Annotated in this window: 13 protein-coding genes; 4 read left to right on the forward strand and 9 right to left on the reverse strand. The window is 70.0% G+C overall.

Going from position 1 to position 15,044, the window contains the following annotated elements; genetic code table 11:
* The first annotated feature begins 81 nt into the window (after positions 1–81).
* Positions 82–1,182, forward strand: a complete 1,101-nt coding sequence (locus tag HCC61_RS21410) for a LacI family DNA-binding transcriptional regulator (RefSeq protein ID WP_169137724.1) — start codon at positions 82–84, stop codon at positions 1,180–1,182.
* A 166-nt stretch (positions 1,183–1,348) separates the two neighbouring features.
* On the opposite strand, the gene prcA is transcribed toward HCC61_RS21410, so the two are convergent.
* From prcA to arc, 5 genes are all read right to left on the reverse strand, one after another.
* A complete protein-coding gene (gene prcA, locus HCC61_RS21415) occupies positions 1,349–2,140 on the reverse strand; it encodes a proteasome subunit alpha (RefSeq protein ID WP_169137726.1) in 792 nt (263 codons plus the stop codon).
* A 57-nt stretch (positions 2,141–2,197) separates the two neighbouring features.
* The gene (gene prcB, locus HCC61_RS21420; RefSeq protein ID WP_169137728.1) at positions 2,198–3,043 is read right to left on the reverse strand and encodes a proteasome subunit beta; all 846 of its coding nucleotides are present in this window, start codon (positions 3,041–3,043) and stop codon (positions 2,198–2,200) included.
* Positions 3,044–3,174: 131 nt separating this feature from the next.
* The gene (locus HCC61_RS21425; RefSeq protein ID WP_169137730.1) at positions 3,175–3,393 is read right to left on the reverse strand and encodes a ubiquitin-like protein Pup; all 219 of its coding nucleotides are present in this window, start codon (positions 3,391–3,393) and stop codon (positions 3,175–3,177) included.
* 140 nt (positions 3,394–3,533) lie between these two features.
* Positions 3,534–5,045: a depupylase/deamidase Dop gene (gene dop, locus HCC61_RS21430; RefSeq protein ID WP_169137732.1), complete on the reverse strand. Its 1,512-nt coding sequence runs from the start codon at positions 5,043–5,045 to the stop codon at positions 3,534–3,536.
* Positions 5,046–5,298: 253 nt separating this feature from the next.
* A complete protein-coding gene (gene arc / locus HCC61_RS21435) occupies positions 5,299–7,065 on the reverse strand; it encodes a proteasome ATPase (protein ID WP_169137734.1) in 1,767 nt (588 codons plus the stop codon).
* Positions 7,066–7,308: 243 nt separating this feature from the next.
* Between arc and HCC61_RS21440 the strand changes: the two genes are divergently transcribed.
* Positions 7,309–7,596, forward strand: coding sequence for a ferredoxin (locus HCC61_RS21440; protein WP_169137736.1), 288 nt, complete (start codon positions 7,309–7,311; stop codon positions 7,594–7,596).
* Between the two features lie 65 nt (positions 7,597–7,661).
* Here HCC61_RS21440 and HCC61_RS21445 read toward each other — a convergent pair whose 3' ends face one another.
* From HCC61_RS21445 to HCC61_RS31540, 3 genes are all read right to left on the reverse strand, one after another.
* On the reverse strand, positions 7,662–8,228 hold the full coding sequence (locus tag HCC61_RS21445) for a hypothetical protein (RefSeq protein ID WP_169137738.1): 567 nt from the start codon (positions 8,226–8,228) through the stop codon (positions 7,662–7,664).
* Between the two features lie 245 nt (positions 8,229–8,473).
* Positions 8,474–9,373, reverse strand: coding sequence for a tRNA (adenine-N1)-methyltransferase (locus HCC61_RS21450; RefSeq protein ID WP_169137740.1), 900 nt, complete (start codon positions 9,371–9,373; stop codon positions 8,474–8,476).
* Positions 9,374–9,404: 31 nt separating this feature from the next.
* Entirely contained in the window at positions 9,405–11,420 is a 2,016-nt protein-coding gene (locus HCC61_RS31540) for a site-2 protease family protein (RefSeq protein WP_346777313.1), read from the reverse strand.
* Positions 11,421–11,556: 136 nt separating this feature from the next.
* Between HCC61_RS31540 and HCC61_RS21460 the strand changes: the two genes are divergently transcribed.
* Positions 11,557–12,489 (forward strand): PD-(D/E)XK nuclease family protein, encoded by a 933-nt coding sequence (locus tag HCC61_RS21460; protein WP_169137742.1) that lies wholly within the window; start codon positions 11,557–11,559, stop codon positions 12,487–12,489.
* A 45-nt stretch (positions 12,490–12,534) separates the two neighbouring features.
* Positions 12,535–13,203, forward strand: a complete 669-nt coding sequence (locus tag HCC61_RS21465) for a response regulator transcription factor (protein WP_169137744.1) — start codon at positions 12,535–12,537, stop codon at positions 13,201–13,203.
* A gap of 83 nt (positions 13,204–13,286) precedes the next feature.
* On the opposite strand, the gene HCC61_RS21470 is transcribed toward HCC61_RS21465, so the two are convergent.
* Complete coding sequence (locus HCC61_RS21470; RefSeq protein ID WP_206322819.1) at positions 13,287–14,879, reverse strand: ABC transporter substrate-binding protein; 1,593 nt, start codon at positions 14,877–14,879, stop codon at positions 13,287–13,289.
* Positions 14,880–15,044: the final 165 nt, after the last annotated feature.

Here is a 15,044-nt window from a genome sequence, read left to right on the forward strand (position 1 = left end):
ACCATGTCGCTCACCCCACGGTCCACCTGGAATCCGAGAACTCCCCCGGGCCGGGCCACGGACGGAGAAGGAGCGCTACGGATGGCGAGCAGCAGGCGGCCCGGCTGTCCCGGCGGAGCGGACCAGCCGCCTGCCGCCCCCGGGGCCTCTCCCGGCCGCCCCACGAGCCGCGACGTCGCACGCCACGCGAACGTCTCGCAGGCGACGGTCTCCCTGGTACTGGGCGGCAAGTGGCAGGGCCGGGTCTCGGCCCGTACCGCGGAGACCGTACGGACGGCCGCACGGGAGCTCGGCTACCGCCCCAATCTGGCCGCACGCAGCCTCCGTCTGGGCCGTACGCGCACCGCGCTCCTCGTCGTGCCCGCCCTCACCCACGACTACTTCGCGCGCGTGCACGCCGGCGCCTCACGCGTCGCCGCCGAGCACGACTTCGGAGTGGTCCTCTACCCCTCCCCCGCGGGCACCGGGCCGGCCGTCGACCCCTTCGGCTCCGCGCGGGCCGCGCTCGACGGCGTGATCGCCTCGTCGATGGCCGCCGACGCGCTGGCCGCTCTCCGCGAGGGCGGGTTGCCGCTGGTGATGCTGGACACCGACCCGGCGGGCGACCGGGCCGCCGCCACCGTCAATCTCGACATCGCCGACGGCATGCGCCAGGCGGCCGGGCACCTACTCGGGCTCGGTCACCTGCGCCTCGCGCATCTGGCCGCCGCGGTGGACACCTGGACCTTCCGGGAGCGGGCCCGTGCGCTGTCGGAGGCGGTCGCGGCGGCTCCGGGGGCGGTCGTACGGACCGAGCGCAGCGCCCTCGACGTCGAGGACGCGCTGAGGGCCGCCACCCGAGCCCTCACCGCCCGCCCCCGGCCCACGGCGCTGGTCTGCGACGACGACCTGCTGGCCGCCGGGGCCTGCAAGGCGGCACGGCGACTGGGGCTGCGGGTGCCCGAGGACGTGTCCGTGACCGGCTTCGACGATCTGAGCCTGGCGACGGCGCTGGAACCGGAGTTGACGACGGTACGGCTCCCCGCGGAGGAGGTCGGCGCGGCAGGCATGCGCGCGCTGCTCGCCGTACTGGCGGGGCGGGCGCCCGGCGCCCCCGTGCTGCCCGTGCGGCTCGTACGCCGCGGGTCCACGGCCGGACCGCCCGAGGCGGGCACCGGGACCGGAGCACCCGAGAGCCACTGACCCCCGTCGGCCCCGCTGAGACTGCCGAGCCGAAGCCGCACTGGCGGCGAGCGGCCCGGGCCCGGGGCTTGAGGCCCGAGCCTCCAAGGCCGTGTGCCCCGCAGGCAGTTGAGCCTGCGGGGCACATCGCAGCGGATGAGGGACCCGGTCCGGGACCGGCGGCCCGCTACTCCTCCGAGTCCTCGCCGGAGGACTCTTCCGTGCTGTCGTCGTCCGAAGACGAACCCGATGAGGAGCCCGAACCGCCGCCGGAGCTCTCGTCCTCCCCCAGCAGCCGCCGCAGCTGACTGCCCAGCACACGCTTGAACTTGCGCTGCTGCACACGGCTGCGGTCGAGCAGCGCGACCTCCAACTGGTCGGCGGTGACCTCGCGTTCACCGCCGTTGTTGTCGCGCGCCAGGGACTCCTTGCCGAGCTTCACGGCCTCCTCGAGGGTCATGTCGTCGCGGTGGCGCTGCTCGAGATAGCTGTTGATCTGGTCGGAGTTGCCTCCGACGGCGAGCGAGCCGTGCTCGTCGACGATGGAACCGTCGTGCGGGAGCCGGTAGATCTGGTCGTCCTCGGGCCCGGGCCCGACCTCGGCGACGATCAGCTCCACCTCGTACGGCTTCTCCGCCGCGCTGGAGAAGATCGTCCCCAGCGTCTGGGCGTAGACGTTCGCCAGCCCACGGGCCGTCACATCGGCGCGGTCATAGGTGAATCCACGCAGATCCGCATAACGGACGCCGCCGATCCGCAGATTCTCGAACTCGTTGTACTTGCCCACCGCCGCGAAGGCGATGCGGTCATAGATCTCGCTGATCTTGTGAAGCGAACGCGAGGGGTTCTCGGCGACGAACACGATGCCGTCGGTGTACTGCAACACGACCACGCTGCGGCCCCGGGCGATGCCCTTGCGGGCATACTCGGCGCGGTCCGCCATGGCCTGCTGTGGTGAGACGTAGAACGGCGTCGACACCGGCTATCCGTCCCTTCCTTCTCCTGTCAGAGGGCGCTGAAGGCCCCGTGGCCTTCGTCAGGTGAGCGGGGCCTGCGGCCCGTTGGGGTGCTGGAGCCGGGCGTCGTGCATCGTGCGTACGAGCGCGGAGACCTCCTCCTCGGCGAGCTTGCGGCAGCCCTCGTCGGAGATGACCGTGAGCGTCGGATAGATCTTGCGTGCCATGTCGGGGCCGCCCGTCGCGGAGTCGTCGTCCGCGGCGTCGTAGAGCGCCTGGAGCGCGACCGTGGAGACCTGCTCCTCCGTCAGGTCCTCCCGGTGCAGCTTCTTCAGGGAGCCCCGCGCGAAGACCGAACCGGAGCCCACGGCCGTGAAGCCCAGCTCCTCCGAGCGGCCGCCCGTCACGTCGTAGGAGAAGATCCGGCCCTTCTCGCGGTCCACGTCGTACCCCGCGAAGACCGGGACGACGGCCAGGCCCTGGAGGGCCATGCCGAGATTGCTGCGGATCATGGTCGACAGGCGGTTGGCCTTGCCCTCCAGCGAGAGCGTCGAGCCCTCCACCTTCTCGAAGTGCTCCAGCTCCAGCTGGAAGAGCTTCACCATCTCCACCGCGAGTCCCGCCGTGCCGGCGATTCCCACGGCTGAGTACTCGTCAGCCGGGAAGACCTTCTCGATGTCGCGCTGCGCGATGACGTTCCCCATCGTCGCGCGGCGGTCTCCGGCGAGCACCACGCCGCCCGAGTACGTCGCCGCGACGATGGTCGTGCCGTGCGGAGCCTGCACGGCGCCCTCGACAGCAGGCAGCGGCCGGCTGCCGGGCAGCACCTCAGGAGCGTGCTCGGACAGGAAGTCCATGAACGAGGACGAGCCGGGCGTCAGGAAGGCAGCCGGCAGACGCCCTGTGTCACGAGTGTTGGCTTCCACACGTTTCCTTCCACGGATCGGAAGTCGGTCAGAGGAGAGATCTTGAAATCCTGCACGGACCTTACCCTCAGGCCCGGAAGTCATCCGTCCTGCGCCCCCGGCTCCGGGGACGCAGGACGGTGATCACGCGACTACTCTCCGCCCTTCTGAACGAAGGACCGCACGAAGTCCTCCGCGTTCTCCTCGAGGACGTCGTCGATCTCGTCCAGGACGGAGTCCACATCGTCCGAGAGTGCTTCCTGGCGCTCCTTGAGGTCATCGGAGACCTGTGTCTCGTCAGTCTGTTCCTCGGTTTCCTCGGTCTGACGGGTGGCCTTCTGCTGCCCGCCGCCCGTGTCCTTGGTCGCCATATCCCTCACCCCGCTCGGTTCGGTGTACGCGTGACGTACAAGATCAGACCCTACAAGCAGGGACTGACATCGGCCCTTCACTTCTCCAACGTCGGAGTACCACCCCGGTGATTCCCGCATGCGGCATCGAATAGCCGTCCTCAGCCCCCGGAAAGCACCCTCACCAGGTCCTCCGCGCTGCGGCAGCGGTCGAGCAGCTCCTTGACGTGATCGCGGGTGCCGCGCAGCGGCTCCAGCGTGGGCACCCGTTGCAGAGAGTCACGGCCGGGGAGGTCGAAGATCACCGAGTCCCAGGAGGCGGCGGCCACGTCGTCCGCGTACTGCTCCAGGCAGCGGCCGCGGAAGTAGGCCCGGGTGTCCTCCGGCGGCTTGCCCACGGCCCGCTGGATGTCCTCCTCCTCCAGCAGCCGCTGGATGTTGCCGCGGTTGGCGAGGCGGTTGTAGAGCCCCTTGTCGGGTCGTACGTCCGCGTACTGGAGGTCCACCAGGTGCAGCCGCGCGGCGTCCCAGCCCAGCCGGTCACGGCGCCGGTAGCCCTCCATCAGCTCACGCTTGGCCACCCAGTCCAGCTCGCCGGACAGGCTCATCGGGTCCTGCTCCAGCCTCGTGAGCACGTCCTCCCAGCGCGTGAGCACGTCCTTGGTCTGCTCGTCGGCGTCGGCGCCCCAGCGCTCCTCCACGTACTTGCGGGCCAGCTCGCAGTACTCCATCTGAAGCTGGACGCCCGTGAGCGTACGGCCGCTGCGCAGCGTGATCAGCTTGCCCAGCGTCGGGTCGTGCGAGACGTGGTGGAGCGTGCGCACGGGCTGGTCGACGGCGAGGTCGACCGCGATGAAGTTGTCCTCGATCATCGACAGGACGAGGGCGGTGGTGCCGAGCTTGAGGTAGGTGGAGACCTCCGAGAGGTTCGCGTCGCCGATGATCACGTGCAGCCTGCGGTACTTCTCCGCGTCGGCGTGCGGCTCGTCCCGGGTGTTGATGATCGGGCGCTTGAGCGTCGTCTCCAGCCCGACCTCGACCTCGAAGTAGTCGGCTCTCTGGCTGAGCTGGAACCCGTGCTCGCTGCCATCCTGGCCCAGGCCCACACGGCCGGCACCGCAGATCACCTGGCGGGAGACGAAGAACGGCGTCAGGTGCCGCACGATGTCGGAGAACGGCGTCTCCCGCTTCATCAGGTAGTTCTCATGGGTGCCGTACGAGGCGCCCTTGTTGTCGGTGTTGTTCTTGTAGAGGTGGATCGCCTGGGTGCCTGGGACCTCGGCGGCGCGCTCCGCCGCCTCCGCCATGATCCGCTCGCCGGCCTTGTCCCACAGGACGGCGTCCATGGGGTTGGTGACCTCGGGCGCGCTGTACTCGGGGTGTGCGTGGTCGACGTAGAGACGCGCGCCGTTGGTGAGGATGACGTTCGCCAGGCCGATGTCCTCGTCGGTGAGCTGGCTGGCGTCGGCCGACTCCCGTGCCAGGTCGAAGCCGCGGGCGTCCCGCAGCGGGTTCTCCTCCTCGAAGTCCCAGCGGGCACGGCGTGCCCGGTGCATCGCCGCGGCGTAGGCGTTGACGATCTGGGATGAGGTGAGCATGGCATTGGCGTTGGGATGGCCGGGTACGGAGATTCCGTACTCGGTCTCGATGCCCATTACTCGCCGTACGGTCATGCGGTCCTCCTTGCCCGGCAGCGGCCCGCCTGTGGGTCACCGCTCAAGTCCCGCTGCGCGTCCGCCCCGTCTTCGGTCCTTCCCTCAGCACTGCACGCAGCGGCACTACGGACGAGCCTAGAACGCACGGCCTGAAGTCGGGAGATCACTCAGCGGACTTCCTCGCACTGCTCAAAAAGGATCCGGCCACGGGACGCCTCCCCTGCCTCGGCGGGGGTCCACCAGGGGCGTCCGCAGCCGGATCGCTGTCTGCTTACAGGTACTGACCGGTGTTGGCCACGGTGTCGATGGAACGGCCGGTGTCCGCACCCTGCTTTCCGGTGACCAGCGTGCGGATGTAGACGATGCGCTCGCCCTTCTTGCCGGAGATGCGGGCCCAGTCGTCGGGGTTGGTCGTGTTCGGCAGGTCCTCGTTCTCCTTGAACTCGTCCACGCAGGCGGCGAGCAGATGGGAGACGCGCAGACCCTTCTGGTTCTGGTCCAGGTACGCCTTGATCGCCATCTTCTTCGCCCGGCCGACGATGTTCTCGATCATGGCGCCGGAGTTGAAGTCCTTGAAGTAGAGCACTTCCTTGTCGCCGTTGGCGTAGGTGACCTCCAGGAAGCGGTTCTCCTCGGACTCCGCGTACATCTGCTCCACGACGGACTGGATCATCGCGTCGCAGGCGGCGTTGGCGTTGCCGCCGTGCTCCGCGACGTCGTCCGCGTGCAGCGGGAGGTTCGCGGTGAGGTACTTCGAGAAGATGTCCTTGGCGGCCTCGGCGTCCGGACGCTCGATCTTGATCTTCACGTCGAGACGGCCGGGCCGCAGGATCGCCGGGTCGATCATGTCCTCGCGGTTGGAGGCGCCGATCACGATGACGTTCTCCAGGCCCTCCACGCCGTCGATCTCGGAGAGCAGCTGCGGAACGATCGTGTTCTCCACGTCCGAGCTGACGCCCGAGCCGCGGGTGCGGAAGAGGGAGTCCATCTCGTCGAAGAAAACGATGACGGGCGTGCCCTCGCTCGCCTTCTCCCTGGCGCGCTGGAAGACCAGACGGATGTGCCGCTCGGTCTCGCCCACGTACTTGTTGAGCAGCTCCGGGCCCTTGATGTTGAGGAAGTAGCTCTTCCCCTGGGGCTTGCCGGTGACCTCCGCCACCTTCTTGGCCAGGGAGTTGGCGACGGCCTTGGCGATGAGCGTCTTGCCGCAGCCGGGAGGACCGTAGAGCAGAACGCCCTTGGGCGGGCGCAGTTCGTGCTCCTTGAAGAGATCCGGGTGCAGGTACGGCAGCTCCACCGCGTCACGGATCTGCTCGATCTGACCGCGCAGACCGCCGATCTTCTGGTAGTCGATGTCGGGGACCTCTTCGAGGACCAGCTCCTCGACCTCGCTCTTCGGCACGACCTCGAAGACGTAGCCGGAACGCGGCTCCAGCAGCAGTGCGTCGCCCGCGCGGAGCGTCGACTCCAGCAGGGGCTCGGCCAGGCGGACCACGCGCTCCTCGTCGGTGTGGCCGACGACCAGTGCGCGCTCCCCGTCCTCCAGGACCTCCTTGAGCATGACGATGTCGCCCGCGGTCTCGAACTCCATCGCCTCGACCACGTTGAGCGCTTCGTTGAGCATCAGTTCCTGGCCGCGCCGGAGCTCTTCGAGCTCGACGCTGGGGCTGACGTTCACGCGGAGCTTGCGTCCACCGGTGAAGATGTCGGCTGTGCCGTCCTCGTTCGCGGAGAGGAAAACACCGAAGCCGGCCGGCGGCTGTGCGAGACGGTCGACCTCTTCCTTGAGAGCCACGATCTGATCGCGCGCCTCACGGAGAGTGTTGGAGAGCCGCTCGTTCTGCGCGGAGACGCCGGCAAGATTCGTCTGAAGCTCGACGATCCGCTCTTCAAGAATCCGAGTGTGCCGCGGAGAGTCGGCGAGCTTGCGGCGCAGGACGGCGATCTCCTGCTCCAGATACGCGACCTGGCCGGACGGGTCTTCGGAACCCCGACCGGGCCGGATGCCGCGGTTGATGTCGTCGTCGTGGGCTGCCACGGTCCTCACCTCCTCCAGGGGGAGCTGGACGCTTCCTGACCCTACCTGGGCGGGTACATGTTGAAACCCTAGATCACAAAGACGGTCGCGGTGTGTCTGATCTTCACCCTTGCGCGCTCCCTCACGCCAGCTGAATACCCACCCATGACCATCCGAAAGCGGCCGGTTGTAGGGTCGGAACTGTCAACACCCCTTCATGGACAGCAGCTTTCCATCACGAGCGCAGGAACGGCAGGCGACAGGATGAGCACCGGGGACGACGCACTCGAGGTCTGGATCGACCAGGATCTGTGCACCGGCGACGGCATCTGCGCGCAGTACGCACCCGAGGTGTTCGAGCTGGACATCGACGGCTTGGCCTATGTCAAAAGCGCCGACGACGAGCTTCTTCAGGACAAGGGCGCGACGACTCCCGTACCGCTTCCACTCCTCAACGACGTCGCGGACTCGGCCAAGGAATGCCCCGGCGACTGCATCCATGTCCGCCGTGTTTCGGACAGTGTTGAAGTCTACGGCCCCGACGCCGACTAGCGCGCAGAGTCACCGGCGCTCACGCTGAGTGCCCAATTCCCGGGCGGGAAACGGTGCGTTGCCGGTCAGACGCTCTCCGGGCCGCCCTGGACCGGAGCGGCCTCGAGCGCGAACTTCCCGTCCTTCCACTCCCACTTCACCTTGCGCTGCTTGTCCGGACAGCAGCTCGGTACGGAGGGCGACGAGTAGCCGAGGAGCTTGGCCGAGACCGTACGGCCGCCGACGCTCAGATCCTGAACGGTCATCCGCTCCTTGGTGCGCAGCATCGTGGCCACGACGCGCGGAGCGTCGCCGGGTCGGGCGGCGGCGGCGAGCACGAACAGAGCGTTGGGCGGCGTACCCGTACCGGAGTGGCAGCGCACGGACGCGACCGTCTCCCTGCGTCCGTCGCCGTCGAAGTCCGCGTAGCCCTTGTCGACGACGTCGACCTTGACGGACGGGGAACCGCAATCGACGGGGAAATCCGCCTTCTTCGGGTCGGGCGCCGGGCCCGCGGAGGTGGTGGTGAGCGTGGGCTGCGCCGTGGCGTCCACGGGCTGGATGAGGGCCGAGGCTCCGACGACGGCGGCGAGGGCCACGGCGGTGCTGAGCCAGTGCACCACGCGGGTACGGGTGTGCGGCAGTTCCGTCACGCCGGGTGACTCCTGTGAGACGTGTGCTTGGGGGTGCTCAGCATCGTGCCATACGTCACACCGCACGGGAACGGGGAGGTGGGGCGGTTCTCCGTTCTCCGCAGGGATGCTGACCGTGCGTCAGCTCTTTCGGCCCCAACGCGCCCGTCCCGCCGCCGGGTTGAGGTGCGGCGACGGGACGGACGAGGTGCGGGATGTGGGACGTGCCGAGCGGCCGGGAGGCCGCGGCGGGCCCAACGGGCCTGTCAGGAGCGGCCGGAGGTGCTGCCCGGGCCCGTGTAGTCGTCCCCGTAGGCGCCCTTGGCGGGACGGCGGCGGCGCAGCGGCGGCTCGACGCCGTCGGCGAGGCGGCGGGCGGTGAGCAGGAAGCCGGTGTGCCCGATCATGCGGTGGTCGGGGCGTACGGCCAGGCCCTCCACATGCCAGTTGCGCACCATGGTCTCCCATGCCTGCGGCTCGTTGAACGTGCCGTGCTCGCGGATCGACTCGACCATGCGGGCCAGTTGGGTCGTGGTGGCGACGTAGCTGCACAGGATGCCGCCGGGGACGAGGGCCTTGGAGACGGACTCCAGGCACTCCCACGGGGCGAGCATGTCGAGGATGACGCGGTCGACGTCGCTGTCCGAGAGGTGGTCCTGGAGGTCGCCGACGCTGAGGGTCCAGGCGGGGTGCGGTTCGCCGAAGTAGCGCTCGACGTTCTGCCGCGCGATGTCGGCGAAGTCCTCGCGGCGTTCGTAGCTGTGCAGCATCCCCTGGTCGCCGATGGCGCGCAGCAGGAAGGTGCTCAGCGATCCCGAGCCGACGCCCGCCTCGACGACGCGCGCTCCCGGGAAGATGTCGGCCATCGCGAGGACTTGGCCCGCGTCCTTCGGATACACGACGGCGGCGCCGCGCGGCATGGACAGGACGTAGTCGGGGAGCAGGGGGCGCAGCGCGAGATAGGCGACGTTTCCCGTGGTACGGACGACACTGCCCTCGGGAGCGCCGATCAGCTCGTCGTGTGGGAAGGCTCCCTTGTGGGTGTGGAAGCTCTTTCCCTCTTCGAGCGTGAACGTGTAGTGGCGTCCCTTGGGATCGGTGAGCTGGACCTGGTCCCCGACCTTGAAGGGCCCGCGACGGCGGGCTGCACCGGTCGGTTCGGACATGCGCACAGACTAACGGGTCTGGTCAGGACCCTCACGCCGAGGGCTTGGCCATGGCGGCGACGAACGCGCGCTCCACGTCGCCGGTGGAGAGCACCCCGTAGATCTCGCCCGTCTCCTCGACCACCAGGTACTCGGTGGCCGGTGTGGCACGCAGATGCTCCAGCAGCTCCTCCCCGGCGAGCTCCGCTGGGACGCGCATGCCGTCCTTCAGGTCCTGGGCGAGGCTGGAGACCGCGACCCAGGGGCGGCGATGCGACGGGACGCCGGCGATGGCGGCCTCCCGTACGAGCGAGACGGGGCCGCCTCCGCCGTCGACGACCACGAGGGCGCGGGCGCCTGCGTCGTTGGCGCGGCGCAGGGCCTCCGAGAGGGGCGTGTCAGTGGGCACCGGGACCGCGCGCCTGGTGAGGTTGCGGGCCCGCAGCTCCGGGAGGTGCTCGCGCAGCCGTGCCATGCGCAGGCTGTTCCCCGCGCCGGTCCAGATGATGGCGGCCAGGATCGCGGCGAGCAGCGCGTCCATGATGGAGTCGACGCCGCCGATGCTCTCCGGGGTGATGCCGCCGGCGTGCGTGGCCAGCGGCAGCCCGACGAGGACCGCGATGGCCAGGGCGCGGCCGATCCAGGCGGCGAAGACGGTGCCCGTCATGGGACGGCCGCTCAGCTTCCACACCAGGGCGCGCAGCATCCGGCCGCCGTCCAGGGGCAGACCGGGAAGCAGGTTGAAGACGGCCACGATGAGGTTGGAGATCATCAGCCCTGCCAGCAGCACGCCCGGTACGGTGCCGGGCCGCACCACCTGCATCCCGGCGTAGAAGACCCCGGCGAGCACGAGCGAGAGCAGCGGTCCGACGAACGCGAGGACGAACTCGCGGCCCGGGCTCTCCGCCTCCTTCTCGATCTCGGAGACGCCACCGAAGAACTGGAGCTGGATGCGGCGCACGGGCAGCTTGAAGCGGAGCGCGGCGACGGTGTGGGCCAGTTCGTGTACGAGGACCGAGGCGTAGAAGGCGACGGCGAAGAAGAGGGCGATGAGATAGCGCACCGCGCCGAGGTGGGGCAGCACGCGGTCCAACTGGCCGCCGAAGACCCAGGTGATGAGGGCGGCGACGAGGAACCAGCTCGGCGCTACGTAGACGGGCACGCCGAACGGGCGGCCCATCAGCAGGCCGCCGCCGAAGGGGCGGGCGCGCCGGGGCTGGTCAGGGCCGAGGCCTCCGGGGCCGTCCGGGCCGCCGGGGTCACGACCGGTGCCGGGGGCGGTGCCTGCGCCGGTGGGGGCCGCGGAGCCCGGGGCTGGGCCGGTGGGGCGCCGATCGTATGCGGGGGCGTCCCGGGGCGGACCGCCGCGCGTACCGGTGGGGCCGGGGGCGGGCGCGGGGGCCGGCTCGGGGCGGTGCCCGGCTCCGTGCCCGGGCTTCTCCGTGGGGGCGCTCTTCTCGCTGGCGCTCGCAGGGGGCGGTGCTGCTCCAGTTTCGCCGCGGGCGGCTGCGGTGTCGCGGCGGACCGCCGCCGTATCACCGCTGTCTCCCCGGGCGGTGGCGGCGTCCGCGGCGGGGGCCGCCGCTGCGGAACCCGAACGCCCGGTGCGGGAGGTGGAGTTGGGACCAGCGTCGGAGCTGGAGCCGGAGCCGGCATCCGGGTTGGAGCCCGCGTCCGGGTCGGAGTTGGAGCCGAGGCCCGCGTCCGGGTCGGAGCCGGTGCCGGTGCCGCTGTCCGCGGCGCCTGAGCCGGGTGTCTGCCCGGGGTCGGTATCCGCATCGGCTTCGGGTCGCGAGTTCTCGCGCGTACGCGGCTCTGACGTGCCGTCCGACACAGTGCCGTCCGGTGCCGTGCCGTCCGGCTCCGGTGCCGCCTCACCCGCCGAGTCGACCGCTCCGTCGGCCTGTTCGCCAGCCTTTCCGTCGGCCGTCGCCTCGGTCTCCGGGTACGCCGGCGTATCCGGACGGTCTGCGGGCACAGGCGCCGTGCCCTCCCGCGCCGTTCCGGAGTCATCGGAGCCGCCGGAGCCGCCCGTACGCGGCCTGCCGCCGTTTTCCGTGTCCGCCACCGGTTCCCCTCTGCTGCTCCTCGCGCTTCCGCCGCGCCGCTTCTTCGCCGCCTGTCCCCGGCGGGCGCGCAGGGCGGGTGCGCCGACCTCGATGGTATGCGTCCGCTGTCAGTGCGAGGCCCTAGGGTCGTACGTCATGACCACCCGCGTCGCCTCGCCGCCCAACTCCCTTTCGCCGTCCCGTGCAAGCGACTTCATGCAGTGCCCGCTGCTCTACCGCTTCCGGGTGATCGACAAACTGCCCGAGAAACCTTCAGCGGCGGCGACGCGCGGCACCGTCGTACACGCGGTGCTTGAGCGGCTATTCGACGCCCCCGCGCAAGAGCGCAGTCTGCCCCGTGCGCGCTCTCTTGTCGCCCGGGAATGGGAGCGGCTGCTGGCGAAACGTCCGGAGCTGAAGGAGCTGTTCGCCGACGGCGGAGCAGACGGGGACGACACGGACGGCGGCGACGGCGGGCAGCAGGCGGTGGACGACGCCCAGCTCGCCGCGTGGCTCGCGGAGGCGGAGGCGCTCGTCGAGCGCTGGTTCTCGCTGGAGGACCCGACGCGGCTGGAGCCCGCGGAGCGGGAGTTGTTCGTCGAGACCACCCTGGATTCGGGCCTGCGGCTGCGCGGCATCATCGACCGCGTCGACGTCGCGCCCACGGGCGAGGTGCGGATCGTCGACTACAAGACGGGCAAGGCGCCGCCTCCCCGGTTCTCCGACGGGCCGCTGTTCCAGATGAAGTTCTACGCGCTGGTGGTGTGGCGGCTGCGCGGGATCGTGCCGCGCCGCCTCCAACTGGTCTTCCTGGGCAGCGGAGACGTGCTGACGTACGACCCGGACGAGGAGGACCTGCGCCGCGTCGAGCGGAAGCTGCTGGCGCTGTGGGAGGCGATCACGAAGGCGACGGAGTCGGGCGACTGGCGGCCCAGCCCCGGCAGGCTCTGCGACTGGTGCGACCACCAGGCGCGCTGCCCGGAGTTCGGCGGCTCTCCCCCGCCGTATCCGCTCACGGTGCAGCCCCGGCTGCCGGAGCCGCGGGCGGAGGAGCCGGACGGGCCGGGCGGACCGGCCGGCGGCGCTTAGGCAAGAATGGTGCCCGTTCCCCGCCGCCCGCCGAAGGAGATCCCCGTGGCCGTCCGCGTCCTGCTGGTCGACGACCAGCCGCTGCTGCGTACCGGTTTCCGGATGATCCTGGAGGCGGAGCAGGATCTCGCCGTCGTGGGCGAGGCGGGCGACGGCCTCCAGGCGCTGGACCAGGTGCGGGCGTTGCAGCCCGATGTGGTCCTGATGGACATCCGCATGCCGCGGATGGACGGCGTGGAGGCGACGCGCCGCATCACGGGTCCCGCGAAGGACGGCCCGGCCAAGGTGCTCGTGCTGACCACCTTCGACCTCGACGAGTACGTGGTGGAGGCGCTGCGCGCCGGTGCCAGCGGCTTCCTGCTGAAGGACGCACCCGCCGCGGAGCTCGTGCAGGCGATCCGCGTGGTCGCCGCGGGCGAGGCCATGCTGGCGCCGAGCGTCACCCGCCGCCTGCTCGACAAGTACGCGGGGAAGCTGCCGTCGGGCGACGAGCCGGTGCCGGACACGCTGCACCAGCTGACGGACCGTGAGGTGGAGGTGCTGAAGCTGGTGGCGAAGGGCCTGTCGAACTCGGAGATCGCCGCGGACCTCTTCGTCAGCGAGACGACGGTCAAAACCCATGTGGGGCACGTGCTGACGAAGCTGGGGCTGCGGGACCGTGTGCAGGCCGCTGTGTACGCGTATGAGAGCGGGCTGGTGCGGCCGGGCGCATAGGCCCCGCAAGGCTCGCCGCGTTCAGCCCGTGCCGCCGCTCCGCCCCTCCCCCGCCGGTGTAGCCCTACTCGCCGGTGTCGCCCTCACTCGTCGGTGTCGCGGCGCAGCTCCCAAAGCTGAAGCACCGACGAGGAGTTGAGCGCCCACTCGACGCCGCTGATGTCGTCCCGTGCCGCGATGAACTGCTTGCCCTGCCACAGCGGCAGCACCGGCACCTCGTCGGCCACGATGTCCTGCGCGCGCCCGAAGCCGGCCTCGGTGCGGACGCGGTCGGTCTTCTGCCGGGTCTGCGGGATCACGTGGTCGCGGATCTCGGAGCTGATGTACGGGCTGTTGAGGAAGTTGTTCTTCTCGAAGAAGGGCGCGATGTAGTTGTCGGCGTCGGGGAAGTCGGGGAACCAGCCGTAGCCGTAGACCTGGTACTTCCCCTTGAGGGCCGCCGTCCGGTAGGTGTCCCAGGGCAGCCCCCGCACGTCGGCCTCGAAGAGGCCGCTGCTGTTGAGCTGCTCCTTGAGCTTGGTGAACTCCTTCTGCGTGACGCTGCCGTAGTGGTCGGTGGTGTAGGCGAGTTCGACCTTCACGGGGGTGCTCAGGCCGGCCTTGCGCAGGGTGCGCTGTGCGGACTCCTTGCCGGGCTCGCCGTACTTGTTGAAGAAGGAGTTGCGGTGTCCCGGGACGCCCGAGGGCACCAGGGAGTAGAGCGGGTCGGCGGTGCGGGCGTAGACGTCCCGTACGAGCGACTCGCGGTCGATCAGCTCGGCCATGGCACGCCGCACCGCGGAACGGCCGGCCGTCTCGTCGTCGGTGTTGAAGACGAGGTAGCGGATCTCCTGGCCGGGCTGCTGCACGAGGTCGATGTGGTCCTCACCGGCGGCCGAGTCGAGTCTCTCGATCTGCTTGGGCGAGATGGTGCGGTTCATCAGGTCGATGTCGCCGGCGCGCAGCGCCTTCTCCATGTCGGCGGAGTCGGCGAAGGAGCGCAGTTCGACCTTCTCGCTGTGGACGTTGAGCCCGCCCTTGTAGTCGGGGTTGCGGGTGAAGACCGTCTTGTTCGCCCTGGTGTCGAACTCGAGCGTGTACGGCCCCGAGCCCACGGTGCGGAAGCCCTTGACGAAGCCGTCCTCGGGATAGCTCTCCTGGTCCACGATCGAGGCGGCCGGTGTGGCGATCTTGTACGGGAAGGTGGCGTCCGGCTTGCGCAGGTTGAACACGACTTCGCGGTCGCTGGTGGCCTCGACCTTCGCTATGCCGGCGAGCAGCGAGGCCGGACCGTTGGCGAAGCGGATCCGCAGGATGCGCTTGATGGAGTACTCCACGTCACGGGCGTCGAGGGTGTGCCCGTTGGAGAAGGTCAGGCCCTCGCGCAGGGTGCAGCGGTACTGCTCGTTCTGCTCGTCGGTGAAGCCGCACCGCTCCGCGGCGTCCCATACGGGGCGGGTGCCGGAGCGGGGCATCCTCAGCAGCGTCTGGAAGGCGTTGCGCATGACGTTCCAGGAGCTGACGTCGTACGCGGCCGCCGGGTCGAACGGCGCGGGTGTGGCCTTGGTGACGGCGAAGCTGTCGGTCGTACCGACGACGATCGCCGGATCGTCGCTGCCCGTGACCCCTCCGCACCCGCTCAGCAGGGACGCCAGCAGACCGGCCGTCGCGGCCAGTATCGAAGGCTTGCTCTTCATCGGGCGCGGTCCCCTCCTGCGGCCGGCGCGGTCACGGCACGAGGGCCCGGGCTGAGGACCGTCGGCGGAGTCGGACAGCCGGTCGTGAACATGCCGTCCTGACAACGGACTCGGAGCCCGATGAGGATCACCTCCGGATTCGCCGTACGGTCGACGCGGGCGGCC

The sequence above is a fragment of the Streptomyces sp. HNM0575 genome, assembly GCF_012726265.1.
Classification (GTDB): Bacteria; Actinomycetota; Actinomycetes; order Streptomycetales; family Streptomycetaceae; genus Streptomyces.